The sequence below is a fragment of the Flammeovirgaceae bacterium SG7u.111 genome (assembly GCA_034044135.1).
GTDB lineage: Bacteria > Bacteroidota > Bacteroidia > Cytophagales > Flammeovirgaceae.
The window spans coordinates 1045941-1065176 of sequence record CP139021.1 but is presented as its reverse complement, the minus strand read 5'-3'; the positions used below and the strand labels follow the sequence as shown (position 1 = coordinate 1065176).

The 19236-nt window shown below is 40.5% G+C and carries 14 protein-coding genes, 1 tRNA gene and 1 pseudogene; 13 read left to right on the top strand and 3 right to left on the bottom strand.

All coding sequences use genetic code 11. From position 1 onward, the window contains the following. Nucleotides 1–245: 245 nt before the first annotated feature. Nucleotides 246–316: transfer RNA gene (locus R9C00_04310), tRNA-Cys, on the bottom strand. 343 nt (nucleotides 317–659) lie between these two features. On the opposite strand from R9C00_04310, the gene R9C00_04305 reads away from it, so the two are divergent. The 7 genes from R9C00_04305 (at nucleotide 660) to R9C00_04275 (ending at nucleotide 9463) form a co-directional block, all read left to right on the top strand. Next, entirely contained in the window at nucleotides 660–1268 is a 609-nt protein-coding gene (locus R9C00_04305) for a DUF4254 domain-containing protein (GenBank protein ID WPO36669.1), read from the top strand. Nucleotides 1269–1270: 2 nt separating this feature from the next. Next, on the top strand, nucleotides 1271–2296 hold the full coding sequence (locus R9C00_04300; GenBank protein ID WPO36668.1) for a glycosyltransferase family 9 protein: 1026 nt from the start codon (nucleotides 1271–1273) through the stop codon (nucleotides 2294–2296). A 176-nt stretch (nucleotides 2297–2472) separates the two neighbouring features. Next, nucleotides 2473–3084 carry a TetR/AcrR family transcriptional regulator gene (locus R9C00_04295; protein WPO36667.1) on the top strand — a complete coding sequence of 204 codons (612 nt, stop codon included), beginning with the start codon at nucleotides 2473–2475 and terminating at the stop codon, nucleotides 3082–3084. 120 nt (nucleotides 3085–3204) lie between these two features. Further along, nucleotides 3205–4560 carry a TolC family protein gene (locus tag R9C00_04290; GenBank protein WPO36666.1) on the top strand — a complete coding sequence of 452 codons (1356 nt, stop codon included), beginning with the start codon at nucleotides 3205–3207 and terminating at the stop codon, nucleotides 4558–4560. A gap of 41 nt (nucleotides 4561–4601) precedes the next feature. After that, nucleotides 4602–5654 carry an efflux RND transporter periplasmic adaptor subunit gene (locus tag R9C00_04285; protein WPO36665.1) on the top strand — a complete coding sequence of 351 codons (1053 nt, stop codon included), beginning with the start codon at nucleotides 4602–4604 and terminating at the stop codon, nucleotides 5652–5654. A 20-nt stretch (nucleotides 5655–5674) separates the two neighbouring features. Then, a complete protein-coding gene (locus R9C00_04280; protein WPO36664.1) occupies nucleotides 5675–8722 on the top strand; it encodes an efflux RND transporter permease subunit in 3048 nt (1015 codons plus the stop codon). A 165-nt stretch (nucleotides 8723–8887) separates the two neighbouring features. Further along, nucleotides 8888–9463, top strand: a complete 576-nt coding sequence (locus R9C00_04275) for a sigma-70 family RNA polymerase sigma factor (GenBank protein WPO36663.1) — start codon at nucleotides 8888–8890, stop codon at nucleotides 9461–9463. Between the two features lie 9 nt (nucleotides 9464–9472). On the opposite strand, the gene R9C00_04270 is transcribed toward R9C00_04275, so the two are convergent. After that, a complete protein-coding gene (locus R9C00_04270; GenBank protein ID WPO36662.1) occupies nucleotides 9473–10924 on the bottom strand; it encodes a pentapeptide repeat-containing protein in 1452 nt (483 codons plus the stop codon). 231 nt (nucleotides 10925–11155) lie between these two features. On the opposite strand from R9C00_04270, the gene R9C00_04265 reads away from it, so the two are divergent. The 6 genes and pseudogenes from R9C00_04265 to R9C00_04240 all read left to right on the top strand — a co-directional run bounded on the left by R9C00_04265 (nucleotide 11156) and on the right by R9C00_04240 (nucleotide 17781). Further along, on the top strand, nucleotides 11156–11545 hold the full coding sequence (locus tag R9C00_04265; GenBank protein WPO36661.1) for a hypothetical protein: 390 nt from the start codon (nucleotides 11156–11158) through the stop codon (nucleotides 11543–11545). Nucleotides 11546–11549: 4 nt separating this feature from the next. Next, a complete protein-coding gene (locus R9C00_04260; protein WPO36660.1) occupies nucleotides 11550–14141 on the top strand; it encodes a DUF4132 domain-containing protein in 2592 nt (863 codons plus the stop codon). A gap of 280 nt (nucleotides 14142–14421) precedes the next feature. Then, the gene (locus R9C00_04255; GenBank protein ID WPO36659.1) at nucleotides 14422–15129 is read left to right on the top strand and encodes a TlpA disulfide reductase family protein; all 708 of its coding nucleotides are present in this window, start codon (nucleotides 14422–14424) and stop codon (nucleotides 15127–15129) included. Nucleotides 15130–15301: 172 nt separating this feature from the next. Next, nucleotides 15302–16159, top strand: coding sequence for an AraC family transcriptional regulator (locus R9C00_04250; GenBank protein WPO36658.1), 858 nt, complete (start codon nucleotides 15302–15304; stop codon nucleotides 16157–16159). Nucleotides 16160–16238: 79 nt separating this feature from the next. Then, nucleotides 16239–17147, top strand: a pseudogene (locus R9C00_04245) (NAD(P)/FAD-dependent oxidoreductase). Between the two features lie 13 nt (nucleotides 17148–17160). Beyond that, nucleotides 17161–17781 (top strand): methyltransferase domain-containing protein, encoded by a 621-nt coding sequence (locus tag R9C00_04240; protein WPO36657.1) that lies wholly within the window; start codon nucleotides 17161–17163, stop codon nucleotides 17779–17781. Between the two features lie 59 nt (nucleotides 17782–17840). Here the strand turns inward: R9C00_04240 and R9C00_04235 are convergent, their stop codons facing one another. Next, on the bottom strand, nucleotides 17841–19214 hold the full coding sequence (locus tag R9C00_04235) for an RNA methyltransferase (protein WPO36656.1): 1374 nt from the start codon (nucleotides 19212–19214) through the stop codon (nucleotides 17841–17843). Nucleotides 19215–19236: the final 22 nt, after the last annotated feature.

The following is a 19236-nucleotide window of genomic DNA, read 5'->3' as shown; positions in this document are numbered from 1 at the left end:
TATATTCTTATCAAATTCAATCTTTCACCTTGGTTTCATCGAATGAATATTGGGTGAATTTGTTCTTAAAAAGGCAAGCCTCTTCTTAATGCATCACCCTGATAACCAAGTTATAGCAATATTACAAAACGAAAAAATAAGCTTATTTAGAACGTTTTTAAATTATTTTCCCGCCGTTTGAAAGCTTTTCAGCCCGTCTGGCAAAAAAATTAGCGCACCCTAATAAGAATGCGCTATTAAAATTGAGGTCGCGAGCGGATTCGAACCGCTGTAGGAGGTTTTGCAGACCTCTGCCTAGCCACTCGGCCACGCGACCAAAAATATTTCTGCAAAAGTAGAATTAATCCTCAAATACACCAAGTCTATTTCAAAAATAATCGAAATCATTTTATGGGACACTCAATATCAGGAAGTTTACTTTACTTTCAATAAATGTCTTTTAAGGAATAATTCCAAGAATATGTCCAAATCTGACACTTGCCTTCCCCTAATTGTCCTCTATCTATCTCCCAAAAGAAGTATAATTAAAATAGCTTATCGTACTTTTGCTTCATCAAGAGAAACTTTTTAAAACAGCATTTTTATCTGTATAATATAATAAGGGGTAGTTATTTCTTTTGCTTGTCAAATTGTACCCCTATGCACAAAACCAAAAAACAATGTTCAGCAAATTCGCATATGATATTTTTGAGGAAAGCATTATCAAATACCACGAGATAGATGATGTATCCCAAGCTTTCCAAAACCCTTACCCAAAAGGGGAAATCGAATTCCTACTTTATAGGAAAAACTGGATAGACACCGTACAATGGCACTATGAAGACATTATTCGCGATCCAGAGATCGATCCTGTAGCAGCACTCGAACTTAAGAGGAAAATAGATGCTTCTAATCAAGACCGAACCGATACGGTGGAGTTTATCGACAGCTATTTTTTGGATAAATACAAAACTGTCAAATCAAAGGAAGAGGCAACTATCAACTCTGAAAGTCCCGCTTGGGCACTTGACAGGTTATCGATCTTGGCACTCAAAATCTACCACATGAAAGAGGAAACAGAGCGCCCAAATGCTTCTGCCGAGCACAAGCAAAAGTGCCAAGCCAAACTGGATGTACTTTTGGAGCAAAGAGTGGATCTATCAACTGCCATCGACCAATTGATAGCCGACATAGAAAATGGAAATAAATACATGAAGGTGTACAAGCAAATGAAAATGTATAACGATGAGGAGTTGAACCCTGTTTTGTACCAAACCGACAAGAAATAAGAATGATCAAGCACCTCCTTATAATAAGGCTCTCGGCGCTGGGCGATGTCGCCATGACAGTCCCAGCGGTGAGAGCTCTAGCTATCCAACATCCCGACTTAAAAATCACCATACTGTCAAGGGATTTTTTCAAACCTCTTTTCCAAGACATTCCCAATGTAAGCTTTTACGCTGCCGATGTAAAAGGAAAACATAAAGGAGTCTTGGGCTTAAAAAAGCTAAGTTCGGAATTGAAAAAGCTCGAAGTTGATGCAGTTGCCGACCTCCATTCTGTATTGAGAAGTAATATCCTCAAACTCTTCTTCAAGCTCAGCGGCATTCCCGTCGTCCAAATTGACAAAGGCAGAAAGGAAAAAAAGCAGTTGGTAGAGGGGAAAATATTCCAACAACTCAAAACTACCCACCAGCGTTACCTCGATGTATTCCAACAGCTCGGGTTTGATGTTTCCTATACATCAGAAAGCCTTTCTCCAAAGTCAGCAATTCCTCAAAAAGCTTTAGATATTCTGAAAGAGAAGAAAGAGAAGTGGATAGGAATTGCCCCGCATGCAGCTTTTGAAGGGAAGATGTATCCCCTCGACCTAATGGAAAAAGTCATCGCCTCACTTAATGACAAAGAAGGGGTAAAAACCCTGCTCTTTGGTGGTCCTGAAGACAAGAGAGTACTCGATAGCTTAGCCCAAAAATATCATCATGTAGAAAGTATGGTTGGTAAGCTTAGTTTTGAAGAAGAGCTCCAGCTTATTTCAAACCTAGATATTATGCTCTCGATGGACAGTGGAAACGCTCACCTAGCCTCTGTTTTTGGAGTCAAAACCATAACGCTCTGGGGGGTAACGCACCCATATGCAGGCTTTTACCCTTTTGATCAGTCTCCAAAGTATGCCCTTCTGGCTGACCGAAACCAATTCCCGCTCATCCCTACCTCTATTTATGGCAACAAATTCCCCGAAGGTTACGAGAATGCCATGCGTACTATTCAGCCTGCAGCGGTAGTGGAAAAGGTGGTAGATGTGTTAGAAGCTTAGCCCACTCAGCTTTTTTATTTTATCCCAAAAAAGTAAAACATACTTTAAACCTCCCTCAGAAATGTTTTTGATGCAAATCCTAACACAAAGTCACGCTTCCAGAAAAAAATAATAATTAAGAGAACTTTTTTTACTAAACACCGTTTAGTAACTTTACATTGTAAAAATAATAACAAATGGGAATCTCAGAAAGAAAAGAACGGGAAAGGCAGGAAATGAAGGAGCTGATTCTTCATACAGCTGCTGATATTTTTGTAAAATCTGGATTCGAAAAAACAAGTATTCGGAATATAGCCGAAGCTATTGAATATAGCCCTGCTACCATTTATTTGTACTTTAAAGATAAAAACGAACTGTTTTACGCCATCCAAAAAGAAGCGTTTAATAAGTTTTTCGAATACTTTCAGACTGTAAACCGTGAAGGGAGTTCTGTAAAAATGCTTCGTAGCCTTGGAGAAGTATATATCAAATTTGCCATCGAAAACCCTGGCTATTATGACCTAATGTTCATTATGCGAGCACCTATGGAGGCCGAGGATAACATGGATGATTGGGATGAGGGAATGCGAAGCCATAATGTGCTCTTCGAAATAGTTGACAGATGTGTAGAAGAAGGGCATTTTAAAGGACAAGACCCCTTCTATGTATCACATGCCATCTGGTCATTTGTCCACGGCTTATCATCACTTTATGTAAGCGACCGGATGAAAATGTTTCCAGAAGAAAATCGTGAAAAAATGATGCAAGAAGCACTGCATATATTCAATGATTGGATGGAAAAAGTATAAACCATAAGTATTCTTCTTTGCTGAAAACCATTGGGTTTGAAAAAATTTGGAGGCGGTACTCGCCAAAAAATTTTACTCACCAACTAAACACTGTTCATTATAAACTTAATGTTAATTAAAATGAGACTGTTTATTTCTATCACCCTCACCCTCTTGCTTTTTGGAGGCGTAAATGCCCAAGAAAACACCTTGGATAGCTACATTGATGAAGGCTTGGAGAACAACCTAGCCTTGAAACAGGAAAACTTGTCCGTAGCAAAAAGCTTGGAAAGACTCCGGCAAGCCAAAGGGCTTTACATGCCCGATATTTCGTTCAATTCATCCTACACTATTGCTGGTGGAGGTAGGTCTATTGCTATTCCCATAGGAGACCTGCTCAATCCGGTTTACAAAAGCCTGAATCAGTTGAATGAAACCAATCAGTTTCCCACGGACTTGCCCAATTCGGAAGAGCAGTTTTTGCCCAATAAGTTCCACGATACCCGTGTAGAGATCAGGCAGGCACTTTTTGACCCTGATATCTATCATAATTACCAAGCAAATAAGTACCTGGCGGCCTCTCTCCAATCTAAGCGAGATGTGTATAAACAGGAATTGGTCAAGGAAATAAAATCGGCTTATTACCAATACCTCACCACTGTAGAGGCTCTGGAAATATATGCAAGTACCGAAAAACTCCTACAGGAAATATTGCGAGTGAACAAAAAATTGGTTGAAAATAATAAGGCAACTGTCGATGTAGTTTACCTTGCCGAGTACGAAATAAGTGATTTGGAAAGCCAAGTTGCCGAGGCAAAAAGGTTACAAGCAAGAGCCATGAGCTATTTCAACTTTTTACTGAATAGAGACCTGACCGATTCGATAATAGCAGACAAAAACTTAGGAGTTGAGCTTTTACAAGAATCAGCAATTGCCAAGCTACAAGAGGACGCGCTCGAAAACAGAAAGGAGCTTGACCAATTAACCAACTCCATAACAGCGACCGAACAAATACTTGCACTCAATAAAAATACCCGATTGCCAAAACTCAGTGTTGGGGCAAATTTTGGCTACCAAGGCTTCAATTACGAGTTCAACAGCAGGCAGGATTATTACCTACTCCAGTTCAATATGTCATTCCCCATTTTCAAAGGCTTCCAAAACAAGTCTAAAATACAAGAAAGCAAAATTGAAATAAGTAGGCTGCAGACTCGGCAAACTGAGCTGGAAGAACAAATAAAATTCCAAGTTATAAATGCCTACAAGCAAGTAGAAGCAGGAAAATCATCTGTAAAAGCGAAGCAAGCCGCTCTTAAAAGCTCTCAAAAAAGCTTTGAAATAATAGGCAGGAAATATCTTGAAAACCAAATTACCCTGCTCAACCTACTAGATGCCCGCACAAAATACACCAACGCACAGCTAGAGCTAGTAGTAGCAAAATATGACCTACTCGAAAAAGAAGCAGTGCTTGAAAGAACCATTGCTGTAAATCAATAAAAAACTAATCTCTTAACATTCTAATTGAAACCAATTCTAAGATGAAAAATCTATCAGTGATACTCGCACTGGCATTGCTAAGCTATGCCTGCAATCCAGATTATAAAACCAAATACGCAGACGACTCTCCAAAAAAAACAGCAAAACCAGTAGCCGTTCAAGAGCTAGAAATCACCTCGGCGCCTATTCCCATAGAAGCAAGTGGTGTGCTGGGCTCAAAAGCCGAAGTAAAAATGTCTTTTAAAATAGGTGGGATTATCCAGCATATTTATGCAGAAGAAGGGCAAGCGGTAAAAGCAGGGCAGGTATTGGCCATACTCAATAGGTCGGAAATAAATGCACAAGTAAGCAAAGCAAAAAATGCTGTTGGAAAAGCAAAAAGAGACCTCGACAGGGCTCAGAACCTCTACCAAGACAGCGTAATTACTTTGGAACAGTTACAAGACCTAACCACAGTTTTTGAAGTGGCAAAATCTGAATTGGAAATAGCTGCTTTCAACCAAACCTATTCGCAAATTACCGCTCCTGAAAATGGGAAAATATTAAAAAGGTTTGCCGAAGAAGGAGAGCTCGTAAATGGAGGTACACCCGTTTTTTTAGTGGGAAATACGGCTAAAGACGCTCATGTAATCAGAATAGGAGTAGCCGATGTGGATATTGTACGACTTCATGCAAGAGACTCGGCCAAGGTATTTTTCGATGCCTACCCCAAGCATTCATTTACCGCCTACGTCTCCGAAATAGCCGAATCTGCCGACCCTCGAACTGGTGCTTTCGAAATTGAACTCACCCTAAACCCAAGCACGCTAAACTTAAAAAACGGCTTTGTAGGCAAAGTCCAGCTATTTCCTTCCAACCAAGATCCTTACTACAAAATAACCATGGATGCACTGGTAGAAGGCAGGAAAGAAACCGCTCAAGTGTTTGTGCTAGAACAGAAAGAAAACAAGGTCAAAAAAGTAGAGGTAAGCCCTTCGCACATTGGAGAAGGATACTTCACTGTGTTGGCTTCTAGTTTTACCAAAGCACAAGTAGTAACGGAAGGAGCTGCTTACCTAGCGGACGGCGACATTGTAGAAGTGGTAAATTATTAACTCGTTGAAACTCTAGAATCATGAAACTACCAAAAATTGCCATAGATAATTATCAGTTCGTAATTATCCTGATATTCTTAGGAGCATTTGTAGGTCTCAGCGCTTACTTTTCTATGCCAAGATCCGAAGACCCTAGCCCAAATTTCCCTAACTACACCGTGATTGCAGTTTACCCGGGCACTAGCCCCAAAGACATGGAAGAACTGGTGGTAGATCCGCTAGAAGATGCCTTGGAAGAGGTAGACAATATCAAGAAAATCAATACAAAAATTCAGGATGGATTAGCTGTATTCAGAATAGAAGGATATTTTGGGTTCGATATTGACCAACAGTTCGACGACATCCAAAGTGAGATAAATAATGTACGAGGGGAATTACCTGCAGACTTATACAGCTTGGATGTTGACCAATTTGATCCTACAAAAGGGGTAAGCATTCAGCAATTAGCCCTTGTATCGGAAATTGTGCCCTACAACCAACTCAACGATTATGCCGAAGCCTTGGAAAATTCGCTCAAGACTATCAGCGGCCTAAACGATGTAAAAATAGAAGCTGAGCCTGAAGAACAAATCAGGGTTTCTATTGATTTCCAAAAAATGGCCCAACAGCATATTTCCCTCAATCAAGTAATTGGGATGCTAAAAGGAAACAATGCAAATATACCCGGTGGCGATGTGCAGGCAGGCATAAAATCTTTCAATATCAAATCATCGGGAGGGTATAATTCACTCGATGAAATCAAAAACTCAGTGGTAAATGCAGGAGACGGAAAAATAGTGTACCTCAAAGACATAGCAGAGGTTACGTACGACTATGAAGATTTGAAATGGAAAGCTGGCTTCATGGGGCAAAAGGCTATTTTCTTATCTATTACACAAAAAAAAGGGGAAAACATTGTTGGGCTTTCGGAGGAAATCAACGAAGTAATTGCCCGGTTCAAAACGAAAATGCCTGCCAATATCCAATTGGTATCAGCATTTGAGCAAGCACCTGCCGTACAAGCACGAATTTCCGACTTTTTCTTGAGCCTCCTTCAGGGCGTTTTACTTGTAGGAGCCATCATCTTGGTGTTCCTTGGCTTCCGACCTTCACTTATCATCATGACCGTTATCCCACTTTCCATCCTCATGGCAATTGGCGCACTAGACTTTAGCGGCTTTGGTTTACAACAAATCTCTATTGCCGCCCTGGTCATTGCCCTTGGCCTACTCGTAGACAATGGAATTGTAGTTATTGAAAACATTGTTCGTTTCCAAAAAATGGGTTACGGATTTAGGGATGCGGCTATAAAAGGAACTAGCGAAGTGGGTTACGCCATTATCAGCTCTACAGTCACTACGCTCTTGGCTTTTTTACCTTTGGTGATGATGCAAAGCGGTCCTGGCGAATTCCTACGCTCTTTGCCCGTAACCGTTATCTTGGTACTTGTCTTCTCTCTCATCTTGGCCTTAACCCTCACTCCTATTTTGGCTGGAAAATTCTTAAAATCCAGTAAGTCAGAAAAGCGAAGCAGGGCTGACAGAGCCATGGATGGCTTAATCAATAAAGTATACCGGCCAACCTTGAACTTCGCCCTAAGGAAACCATGGCTGGTAATGCTCTTGGCCACAGGTATCTTCTTCGGAAGCCTTACGCTTTTCCCCGCCATAGGGGTCAGCTTTTTCCCAACCGCAGATAAGCCCATGCTACTAATAGAAGTAGAAACTCCCAATGGAACAAATATAGATGGTACACAGAAAGCAGTAGAATTTGTTTCCAGCATTTTGGATACAACAGATTTTGTGAAAGACTATACCACCAATGCTGGGCATGGCAACCCCATGATTTATTACAACCGAATTGCTGAGAATTACAAGAAAAGTCATGGGCAAATCCTTGTTAATTTCGATGAGTGGAATCCCGCTGTTTTCTACCAAACATTAGCTAGCTTCAGATCAGATTTTGCCAAATATCCGGGTGCAAAAATTAGCTTTAGCGAATTGAAAAACGGTCCTCCTTTCGAAGCTCCTATTGAAATAAAAATAATAGGAAATGAACTTGATACCTTGGCAAGGTTAGCTGGTGTTGTAGAGAAAATCATCCAAGCAACACCGGGAACAGAAAATGTAGAAAACCCCTTGGCAATCAACAAAACCGACCTCAAAGTAGCCATCAACCGCGATAAGGCAGGAATGATCGGCTTGCCCATCCAAGATATTGATGTAACCGTGCGAGCCAGTTTGGCAGGGCTTACTATCGATGATGTAACACTTGAAGACGGAGAAGAATACCCCTTAGTTGTAAGAATGCCATTTGCCCAAAAAGCGAACGTAGGCGACTTCAACAAGGTTTATTTTACCACCCAGCAAGGAGGGCAAGTTCCGCTCAAGCAAGTGGTAAATGTCCAGTACGAGTCTGCGGTAAATGAAATCCAGCATTACAATACGCAGCGAAGTACAGCCATAACTGCCGATGTATTAAACCCTGACCAGACCGCAGCTATTACCGAAGAGATCATAGCCAAACTCGATGAACTTGACATGCCACAAGGGTACGAGTTTTACATAGGAGGCGAGTACGAAACCCAACAAGAATCTTTTGGAGACTTGGGCAAACTATTGTTGATCGCTATGGCAGGAATATTTGCCGTCTTAGTTCTTCAATTCAGGTCCATCAAGCAACCCTTGATTGTTTTTTCAGCCATTCCCTTGGCCATCACGGGTTCATTTGTCGCATTGTATCTTTCAGGTTGGTCATTTTCATTCTTTGCTTTCGTTGGCTTTATCAGCTTGGTCGGCATTGTGGTCAATAATTCAATCATATTGGTAGACTACACCAACCAACTTATGGCAAAAGGAATGTCTTTGGTAAAAGCCTTAAAAACTTCGACCGAAACAAGGTTCACCCCTATCCTACTGACCACCACTACTACCATTTTGGGCTTGCTCCCACTCACTGCATCGGGCACGGGGCTATGGTCACCTTTGGGCTGGACTATTATTGGCGGAATGATATCTTCCACCTTCCTTACCTTGTTCATTGTCCCTATTTTGTATAAGCTTTTTACCACCGTGCCAAAGGCAGCCTAAAAAACAAAACCTCACTTCCACCTTTTTCCATAAGAAGTTGGTGGAGGTTTTCTTTTCTATTTATTCTTAAAAGAAAACCTCCATTTTTGATATTTTGATTGCTTTCCATTAAACTTGGAAACAACTTTTGGGTCTAACCCAAAGCACTAATTCAAAAGGCAAAGGATGGAAGACATTACACTATGGGAAGCGTATAAAAACGGGGATAGAAATGCCTTTGCCTCCATCTATGACCTTCACATCCGCATCCTCTACAAATACGGGAGCAAATTCACTTCTAAGCCCGAACTGGTGGAAGACGCCATCCAAGACCTCTTCCTCGACCTCTGGAAAAACAGGGAAACCATAGGAGAAACTGATTCCATCAAGTATTATTTGCTGGGTGCACTACGAAGAAGGATCATCCGCAAAACCCAAAAAGACAGCCGGTACTCCCCCGACGACGAGCTGGAAAACTACGATTTCGACCTGGAACCCAACATGGAAGAAAGCCTCATTGCCAGTGAGCTAAAAGCAGGGGACAAAACCCAACTCGCCAACGCCATGGCACAACTTTCCAAGCGGCAAAAAGAAGCGGTCTACCTAAAATTCTTCCAAGAAATGGACTACGAAGAAATGGCCAAGACCATGAACATGAACTACCAATCCGTCCGCAACTTGGTCTATAGCGCACTCAAAATCTTGCGGGAAAATGTTACAATCTTACAGTCGTTGCTGCTGTTTTGGTTTTTTGGGAGGTAATCTATTGTATCATACCTTTCCAAATTTCCTAAAAGCTTGTATAGTTTGATAAATGCATAACCCTATAGCGATCCTTGATAAATAATCCCAAAATACAGACCAATTCCCGAGATAGGAATGCATAAAATGCACATTATGAGTCGGATTAATAAATTGAATAAAATAACCCAATACTATACCTATACATTGAAACGAATTACCTAAATCAACTTCAGAAGTAAATACAATAGGTTTTGTAGTCAGGGAGATGTAATATAAAACAAAACACATAATTGAAACACCTAATGTGACCCAAAATCCCCTTACCCAATTTAAACCATAATTATTTGTGTAGCGGTTAAATGCCAGTATAAGTCTATCCATATTCAAGCAATGCTTGGTAGCCTTGAGCTCCTCTCTAAAAGAATCCATTTCTTTTTGATGAAATTCTAATGCTTGAATTTTATTATTTTGCTTTATCGATTCATTTTTTAAAGTTCTAAAAGTCTCTCTTTTTTGAAGGTGAGTTATACTTTTCCAATCATCAATTATTTCCTTAGCTCCACTCTCTTTAGGCGCTTTATTTAATTTAAACTCAATTTTGAGATTAAAAACATTCAAGTTTCCCCCTCCGATGAAATTAATAAAAGAAAAATTGACACCGTCTTGAAAATCTGCTTCACGAAGTATCATATTTTTTGATACTTGTGTATAAAGAAATACCGCTAACTCCTTAAACGTAGCCTTTGAAAATACAGATGTATCTTCAAAATCTGTTTTGTGAAAACATACAGGCTCTAAAAAAGTTGTTTGATAAAAATCAACTAGCTTTTTAAATTTTGTATTATTGAAAGATATTGCAGCAAAATGACGATGGTAAAACACCACTTTTTGTTCAAAAACGGAATCATTGAAACCACCCTTTATAGTTCGGTAAAAACATTGATTTGTTTTCGGTGTATCAGATAATGCAAAATTTACTGGATTTTCAAAAACACATCTATTAAAAACTACTTCATCTACAAAAACTGTGTTTTCAAAACATGCATTTTTTTCAAATGTACATCTATTAAACTCTACTTTTTTCAAAAAAATAGCTTGCCAAAATGACACATCATCTTTAAAAGTAACATCATGAAACTCTATTTTTTCTATAAAAAATGTTTCTTCAAAATGTGAACTTGAATGAATTGTTGCACCATGAATAATGAATGATTGCGTAAAAATTGTTCTAAGAAATCGGAATCGTGATAAAATTATTAGAGAGTCAAATTCCATTGGAGATAAAACTTCACTAAATGAGAAGTCAAACCCTTTATACCCTTGGTGTTCAAAAGTCTTATCTTTTGTTTGTATTCTTTTGTTCTTACTCGCTATTACTTTCTCCGCTCTATCTAATGAGATTAGATTAACCTCAACTTTTGGATAGTCATCATATTCATATCGCCTAATCTCAATATCATTCTCATAAGACCATTTCATTCTTTTATTACTTAGAAAGTACTGACTTAATATTCAAGTGTTTTTTATCAAATATAACAAAGTAAAATTAATACCTTAGGATTTCGTCCTCTTAGAAGCTTTAAAAGTAAGACCCCCAATCATTTTTTCCACCTTTTTTTCACACCGTACATAGCTTACGCTCTAGCCTTTTTTATTTACGAACATATTCTCAAAGAAAGCTAATTCTATCATTAAACTTTTAAGAGCAACATGATTGTAACTATTAAAGATGAAACCTTCACGGGAGAGATCCTCAACGAACTTAACCTTGAGTTTGCAACCGAAAATGTGACGGTAAAGGAAATTATCAGCCAACGGGTGTTCCAAGAAGTGGAGAACTACAACAAAAAGCTTCCCGAAGTTTTTAACGGGCTAGTGAAGCCTTCGGAAGCGGAAAAAACGCTAAACGGCTACAAGGTCAAAAACAAAAAAGCGATTGACGGGGAAAAGCAAGTGTACATAGCACTGGAAGCCTTCAACAAAAATAGCTACTTCGTACTGATAGACAACCAACAAGCCGAAAGCCTAGAGGAAAAAATATTGCTTACCCAACATTCAAAAATCAGTTTTCTAAAACTAACACCACTTGTAGGAGGATGAGATTATGAGCATTATAGAAAAGTTAAAAAGCATAGTTACAGGAGAAACAAACGACGATACTGCAAACGAGACCTTTAAAAGGGTAATAGACGAAACCATAAAGGAGATTGAAAAAAAGGACAAACACGGCTACTATTATTCCCCAGATGTAAACGAAACGTCTATTTACAAAGGCGAGGTAAAAAAATGGGATGACACTCAGAAAATCAACTTTTTACAGTACTGTATGTCTACCATTGCAGAGTATAAAAGGGGGCTTAGGCATGGAGGAACCTATTCACACAAAGAGGAGGAAACTTGCAATGCTTATCTCCATCAAATTTTAAGAACCAAAATCCACTTTGAAGCCCAACAAGCGATTGACCTCATCAATAAGTTTTGTGAAACAGCAAAATACAACAGCTGGAAATCGGTACATGCTTGGCCTATAGGCCTGTTCGTGAATCAATTGAGCAAACAACTGAAAAGCAAGATAATATCGGAAGAACTTCTAAAGGCACTCGACGTATTGAAAGCAAAATGCAAACAAGACACGAACAACTACAATGCAACTGCCAAAGCAAAATTAATAAACAAGCTGGACTCCATCTATTTCGATTCAACAAATGGTGCAGCTGAAATAAAACCCATTCTTTTTTTAGGAGATGATCAATTTAAAGAATTTGCCAACTCCTTCATCAAAGAAGCTCCTGAAAAAGACCAACCTCATTGGTACCGCCTAGTTGCACTTGCACAAACTGCCAATACTGGAAAGCCCACGAAGAAATACTTAAAAGAAAGTAATGCCCTCTTCAAAGAACTCGGAGCAGAAAAGTTCAAAAAAACAGTTAATGCTTGGCTAGTTTTTCTGTACGAACTAAAGGAAAAGACCACCGAATACACCCAAACCTATGCAGGAGGTTCTTACAACTACACTACTTCAGAGTTTTTGTCCTCGGTAAATTCTGATGCCATAAAAGGTTTTATTTGGATGTGCAGCCACTTTCATGACGAAACTACGCTCAACAATATTTCAAGATTAGCCGAACGGAGTTATAGAAAAATCCCTGGAAAAGGTCCTGCTGCCGCAGCGGTAGGTAATGCTTGCCTCTTCACACTTTTTCAGTCGAAAGGTCTTTCGGGCATAGGAAAGCTTTCGCGCCTCAAGCTGAGGATAAAGCAAGCCAACACTCAAAAGATGATCGACAAGTACCTGAAGGACGCTGCCAAGACCCGTGGTATTTCTATACAAGAAATTGAGGACATGGCAGTGGAAGACTTTGGCCTAGCGCAAGGTAAAAAACTTATGACATTTGACGATTACCAAGCTGAAATAGAGATTACGGGAATTGGGAAATCGACCTTGAAATGGATAAAACCAGACGGTGCTTACCAAAAGTCTGTTCCTGCTTTTGTGAAAGAAAAACATGCCCAAAAGCTCAAAAAGCTAAAGGCTACTAAAAAGCAACTAGAGCAAACACTCACCGCCCAAAGAGACAGAGTTGATAGAATGTTCAGGCAAAACCGCAGCTGGAACATGGAAAACTTTACCCAGCTCTACCTAGAACATGGCTTAATGGCAGCCCTTTCCCACAAACTCATTTGGGTGTTTACCTCAGGGGAAAATGCACAAACTGGCATTTACATAGGTGGGAAATGGACGAGCCCCAAGGGGGAAATCTTCCAGCCCAGTACCGATAGCGTGGTTACGCTGTGGCATCCAGCTAACTATTCTGTAGAAAAGATAAAAGATTGGAGAGATTTTTTGATCGAAAAAAAACTCCAGCAGCCCTTAAAACAAGCTTTCCGCGAGGTGTACCTCCTCACCGATGCCGAAGTAAATACCAAGTCTTACAGCAACCGAATGGCTGCCCACGTACTGAAACAGCATCAGTTTAATATGTTGGCAAAAACTAGGGGCTGGAACTATGCCCTGATGGGCTGGTACGACGACGGTCGGTACAATGAAGCTGCTGATTTGGAACTTCCTGAGTTTGGGCTAAAGGCAGAATATTGGATAAATGAAATCAATGCAGACGATGCCTATAATGACACTGGTATTTGGAACTACATAGCTACCGACCAAATCCGCTTTTTAGACCTAAAAACAAATGATGTGGTTGATATGGTAGACATACCCGTTGTTCCTTTTTCTGAAGTGCTAAGGGATGTGGATTTGTTTGTGGGAGTAGCCAGCGTGGGCAACGACCCAACTTGGCAAGACTCAGGCGGCGTACCAGCCTATAGAGATTATTGGACAGCTTATTCGTTTGGGGATCTTTCCGAAATAGCGAAAAACAGGAAAGAAATCCTTAGTTCCCTCTTACCAAGGCTTAAAATCAGTAAAGTAGCTGAAATAAAAGATAAGTTTTTGGTGGTGAAAGGAAAGTTAAGAACCTACAAAATTCATATTGGAAGCACCAATATCCTGATGGAACCCAATGACCAATACCTCTGCATCGTTCCAGACCGAAGCAAGAAAAACCATACCGATAACTTGTATATTCCTTTCGAGGGAGACTCTGGGTTGTCCGTCATTTTATCCAAAGCCTTCTTACTTGCGGAAGATGATAAAATAACCGACTCAACCATTACCTCCCAGATTAAGTGGAGGTAGCAAGTCGTAATAGCAAAAAGGTCACGAATCTCTAGTTCGTGACCTTTTATGTTTCTGGGGCATAAAATCCCTTTCTAGTACTTCATCCCCCATCAAAATACACAACTTCGAAACCTTGTCCTAAAAATCATACTCAACCATTATAACAAACTAGACACAGGCACTCTTTTAAAACATACACCCTGCTTTTAACATCATTTAATACTATTTAACCTCACTTTAACATACTGACATAGTATGTTTGTATCACACCTACTCAAAACTTAATTCAAAGACATTTATGAAAAAGCTAATTTTTTACCCACTCACTTTACTTATATTATTTTGTTATTTCATAGGGCATGCGCAAGAACTTCAGGTTGATCCAAATACACTTATAAAAGACGAGGCTGGAAACAGAGTAGAACAAATCAAAATGCGCAAGCTCATAATGACGGGAGATTGGACTTTGGATCCTGTAAAGGACAAAGAAGGCGAACTTTTGTATATGCAACTTAGAAAAATCACAGAAGAAGAGAAGGCGATGATGCTGAAAAGGATGGAGTTGAGAGAGCCATCGGAGAAAGTTGGTAAAAAAGCCCCTAACTTCAACATTCAAACACTTGATGGGAAAACCCTGACCTCGAAAAATACCAAGGGAAAAATAGTAGTTCTCAATTTCTGGTTCACTTCCTGTATGCCTTGTATCAAGGAAATACCTGAGCTGAACGAGGTGTATGAAAGCTACAAAAATAACCCAGACGTAGTGTTTGCATCCATTACGTTCGACTCGAAATCTGACGTAAACACTTTTTTGGAAAAACATCCTATAAGCTATCCTGTAGTTACAGATAGTAGAAGTACTTGCCGATTATTTGAAATCAAAGGGTATCCAACCAATATTATTATAGACCGAGACGGCAATTATGCTGACCTTGTTGAAGGCGGTTTTCCACACATCGACCATTATATTTTAAATAAAATAGCGAAAGCTCTTAAAACGAAGTAAGATTACCGAAAATCACGGTGAAAACGATCACGTCTGATGGCTTTGAGAACTATCAAACTACCTCAAGCCAGCAAACTTTCGAAACCTAAAACCGATTCTATTGCCAGTATCTATGGCATTCGGTTTATTCGAAAAACAACAAAGGAGCAAGAAAAGAAATTTAGCAACTACTATGGGAGATATTCCAATTATCAACATCCGCCAGATCAAAAAAGAACCCGACCTTGAAGGTAGTTTTAGTATCCGAAAACTTCAAGAGATATTGGATGGAAATCCTATGATTCAAAAGTTACACCGGCATGATTTCTATTTCTGTTTAGTTTTGGAAAAAGCTTCAGGTCGCCATGAAGTGGACTTTACCCCTTATACAGTTTCTAACCATTCTATTTTCTTCCTGCGCCCAGGGCAAGTACACCTGCTCTCGTTGGATGCACGCACCAAAGGATTCATTTTGCAATTCAATGCGGATTCTGTCTATATAAATGACCCAACTACTACCCAACTATTGCGCAAAGCAAGCCAAACTACGCTGTACGAACCAACTGCCCTTGAATCCCAACAGCTTCTCCCCCTTTTAGAAACGATTTTTCAAGAGGTTAACTACAAAAAAGAAGAGACAGAGGAAATGGTCAGGGCAAACCTGCGTATTTTTTTCATCAACCTGATTCGGCTACAGCCCTCCTCTCCTTCTCTCAAGCATAGCTCTCACACTCAAGAGCAATTAGAAAAACTGTCCAGACTTTTGGAAACCCATATTTCCACCAGCAAACAAGTCTCTCAATATGCTAGCATGATGCACCTGTCTGCCTATCAGCTCAATGCAATCACCAAATCTTTGGTTGGCAAAACCTGTTCCCAACTAATAAATGAGCATATATTGCTCGAAGCAAAACGCTACCTACTCGCCACCTCAAACCAAATAAACCAAATCGCTTTTCACCTTGGCTACGAAGACGTTTCCTACTTTATCCGATTCTTTAAAAAACATACCGGTCACTCCCCCGAAGCATTTAGGCACAACTTCAAATAAATCCCATCAAACTTCATTTTCATCCTATCCCTCGCCTTGCTGCGCCCATTAGATTTGTGCTACTAAACAATTTAATCTAATGAAAGCACACACTCAATTTGATGTAATCATTGTAGGAGGTAGCTATGCAGGGCTTTCTGCTGCCATGGCTTTGGGAAGGGCACTGATGAAGGTACTAATTATCGATAGTGATAACCCTTGCAATAGGCAAACCCCATATTCCCACAATTTCCTCACCCAAGATGGAAATACACCTAAAGAAATAGCAACGCTTGCCAAACAATAAGTGGCAGCTTATGATTCTGTATCGTTTTACCAAGGCTTGGCAACTACGGGATCAAAAATGGAAAATGGCTTTGAAATCCAAACGGAAACAGGCAAAATATTTCGTGCTAAAAATTTGATCTTTGCCACAGGTATTCGAGACCTTTTACCATCCATTGAAGGCTACCCCGAATGCTGGGGCATTTCGGTACTCCACTGCCCCTATTGCCACGGATACGAGGTACGCAATCAAAAAACAGGAATCTTAGGCAATGGAGAATATGGTTTTGAGTTTTCCTGTTTCATCCAAAACTGGACAGATAACCTTGCGCTATTTACCAATGGAAAACCGACCCTAACCTCTGAGCAAACCCTTCAGTTGCAAAACCGGAAGATTCCCATTGTAGAAAAAGAAATTCAACAATTGGTTCATAGGTCAGGACAATTGCAGCACATTCTTTTTAAAGATGGAACAACTCAAAGCTTAAAAGCCCTCTACGCCCACAACCCTTTCGAGCAGCACAGTTCGATTCCCGAAAGCCTAGGCTGTCAATTGACCGAAGACGGTTACCTACACGTTGACCCTTTTCAGAAAACTACTGTGCCCGGTATTTATGCATGCGGAGATAATACAACACGCATGCGATCGGTTGCAAATACCGTGGCAATGGGCACAAAAGCTGGGGCAACTGCAAGCAGAGAAATTATTTTAGAACAATTTTAAGATTAATAAAGATATGACGAATCCTGATTGGGATGAACGCTATGGACAACCATCCTTTGCTTATGGAAAAGAACCAAATGAGTTCTTTAAAGAATGGGTTTCTAACTTTAAACCAGGCACACTTTTGATGCCGGCTGATGGAGAAGGGCGCAATGGAGTTTTTGCCGCGTCACTCGGTTGGCAAGTTACCTCTTGCGATTTGAGTATCGAAGGAAAGACCAAAGCCCTGAAGCTCGCCAAGGAAAAAGAAGTCTCTCTTGAGTATTTGGTGGGGGATTTTGGAAAGTTAAACTTCCAACCCGAATCATTCGATGCCATAGGGTTGCTATACGCCCATTTTTCTCCTGAGAAAAAGTCTGATTTCCACAAGAGGCTTAGCAATTACCTCAAAACTGGAGGCATCGTTATTTTCGAGGCGTTTAGCAAAAACCACTTGCCTTACGTCCAAGCCAACCCCAAAGTAGGCGGTCCTAAAAATATAGACATGTTATTTTCCCTCGAAGAGCTAAAAGCTTATTTCCCAAGCTTCGAGGTACTGCATCTTGCCGAAGAAGAAGTACAATTAAACGAAGGAGCATACCACAACGGCAAAGGCTCTGTGATACGATTTGTAGGACGAAAACGGCTTCAATAAACCTGCTATTGTCCTGAAATCACAAACTTTTATGTAAGGATTACCCACTGAGTTACACCTCAAATCTCCTTCCTAATCCTCAAGTCCATCGGGTAATAATTGTTGATCCTGCCAGGGAGGACTTTCATCCAGCCGAGGTTTACCCCTTCGAAGCGGGCGATTGCCCAACCTTGCAGCCCTTGGGTATCGAGATCAAGTTCTTGCCTGCGGAGGTAGCTGATTGCTTGCCCATAGTCCAACTCCAAGGATTTCACTTTTGGGTTGAGCTCTTCGCTCATCGCCAATGGGTGGGCAGGGATAAATTTCTTGTTTTTAAACTTCCCCATTTCCAACCCCGCCATTTTCATATCCAGCTTGGCGTTCAGCAATTTCAAATCTTGCACAAACTCTTTTTTCACGGCCCAAACCTGCTCTTCCTGCAAGAAAAACTCAAAACCCTCGGTGCTTTTGATCCAAGGCTCAAGAAGGGAAATGTATTTTTTGGGAAGCCTTTCCAGCCTAGGGCCACCTTTCTTCGGTATTTTGGGAAACTTCACAGGGTAGCCATCACTTTTCTTGCGTAGGCAAGCCATAAAAAAGCCCTCACCTTCTACCTTATGTGGATAAAACCGGTAACCTTCCAACCCAGCAACTTCAATGGTATCAATCCCCCAGTTCTCCTCCAACTTGATCTTCACCACTTCAAAATCACCTTGGTCGGCAAGCCACTGGAGGGCTTCTTCATTTTCGTTGGGCGAGTAGGTACAAGTGCTATAAATCAACAGTCCTCCGGGCTTTATGCTAGGAGCTATCGCCTCCAACAAACTTTTTTGCCGAATGCTGCATGTAGCCACAAAATTCTCGGACCAGGCAAGGGCCGTTTTAGGGTCTTTGCGGAACATTCCTTCTCCCGAGCAAGGAGCATCTACTACCGCCACATCAAAATAATCGTCTATCCCCTCAAAGTCGTCAACATTACTGCTACTCACAAAAGCATTGGAATGCCCCCAGCGAACGAGATTTTCCATCAAAGGAACAGCTCTTTTGGTGACCAATTCATTGGAAAGCAACATACTTTTAGAGCTAATGAGCGAATTGATCAGTGTACTTTTCCCACCTGGGGCAGCGCACAAATCCAGTACCCTCAGTGGATCTTCTAAGGAAACTGCCTGCTTCAGCACCGTACTCAAAAACATGGACGATGCTTCTTGTACGTAATAAGTCCCTGCAAAAATGAGCGGGTCGGTTACAAAAGACGGTCTTTCCGAAAGGTATCGTCCTTCCGTACACCAAGGAATTTGGGGAAGCCCTTCAAACTTTTGGGTTGGCTTGAGCGGATTCAACCTCACCGAAACGGGGGAATCTTTTTTCAACGCCGCTTCAAAAGCTTTAAAATCATCTCCCAGCTGTTTTTTCATTCGCTCTTCAAACTTCTTCGGTAAGGTCTTGCTCATTTTCCCTGTAAAATTGGTTGGT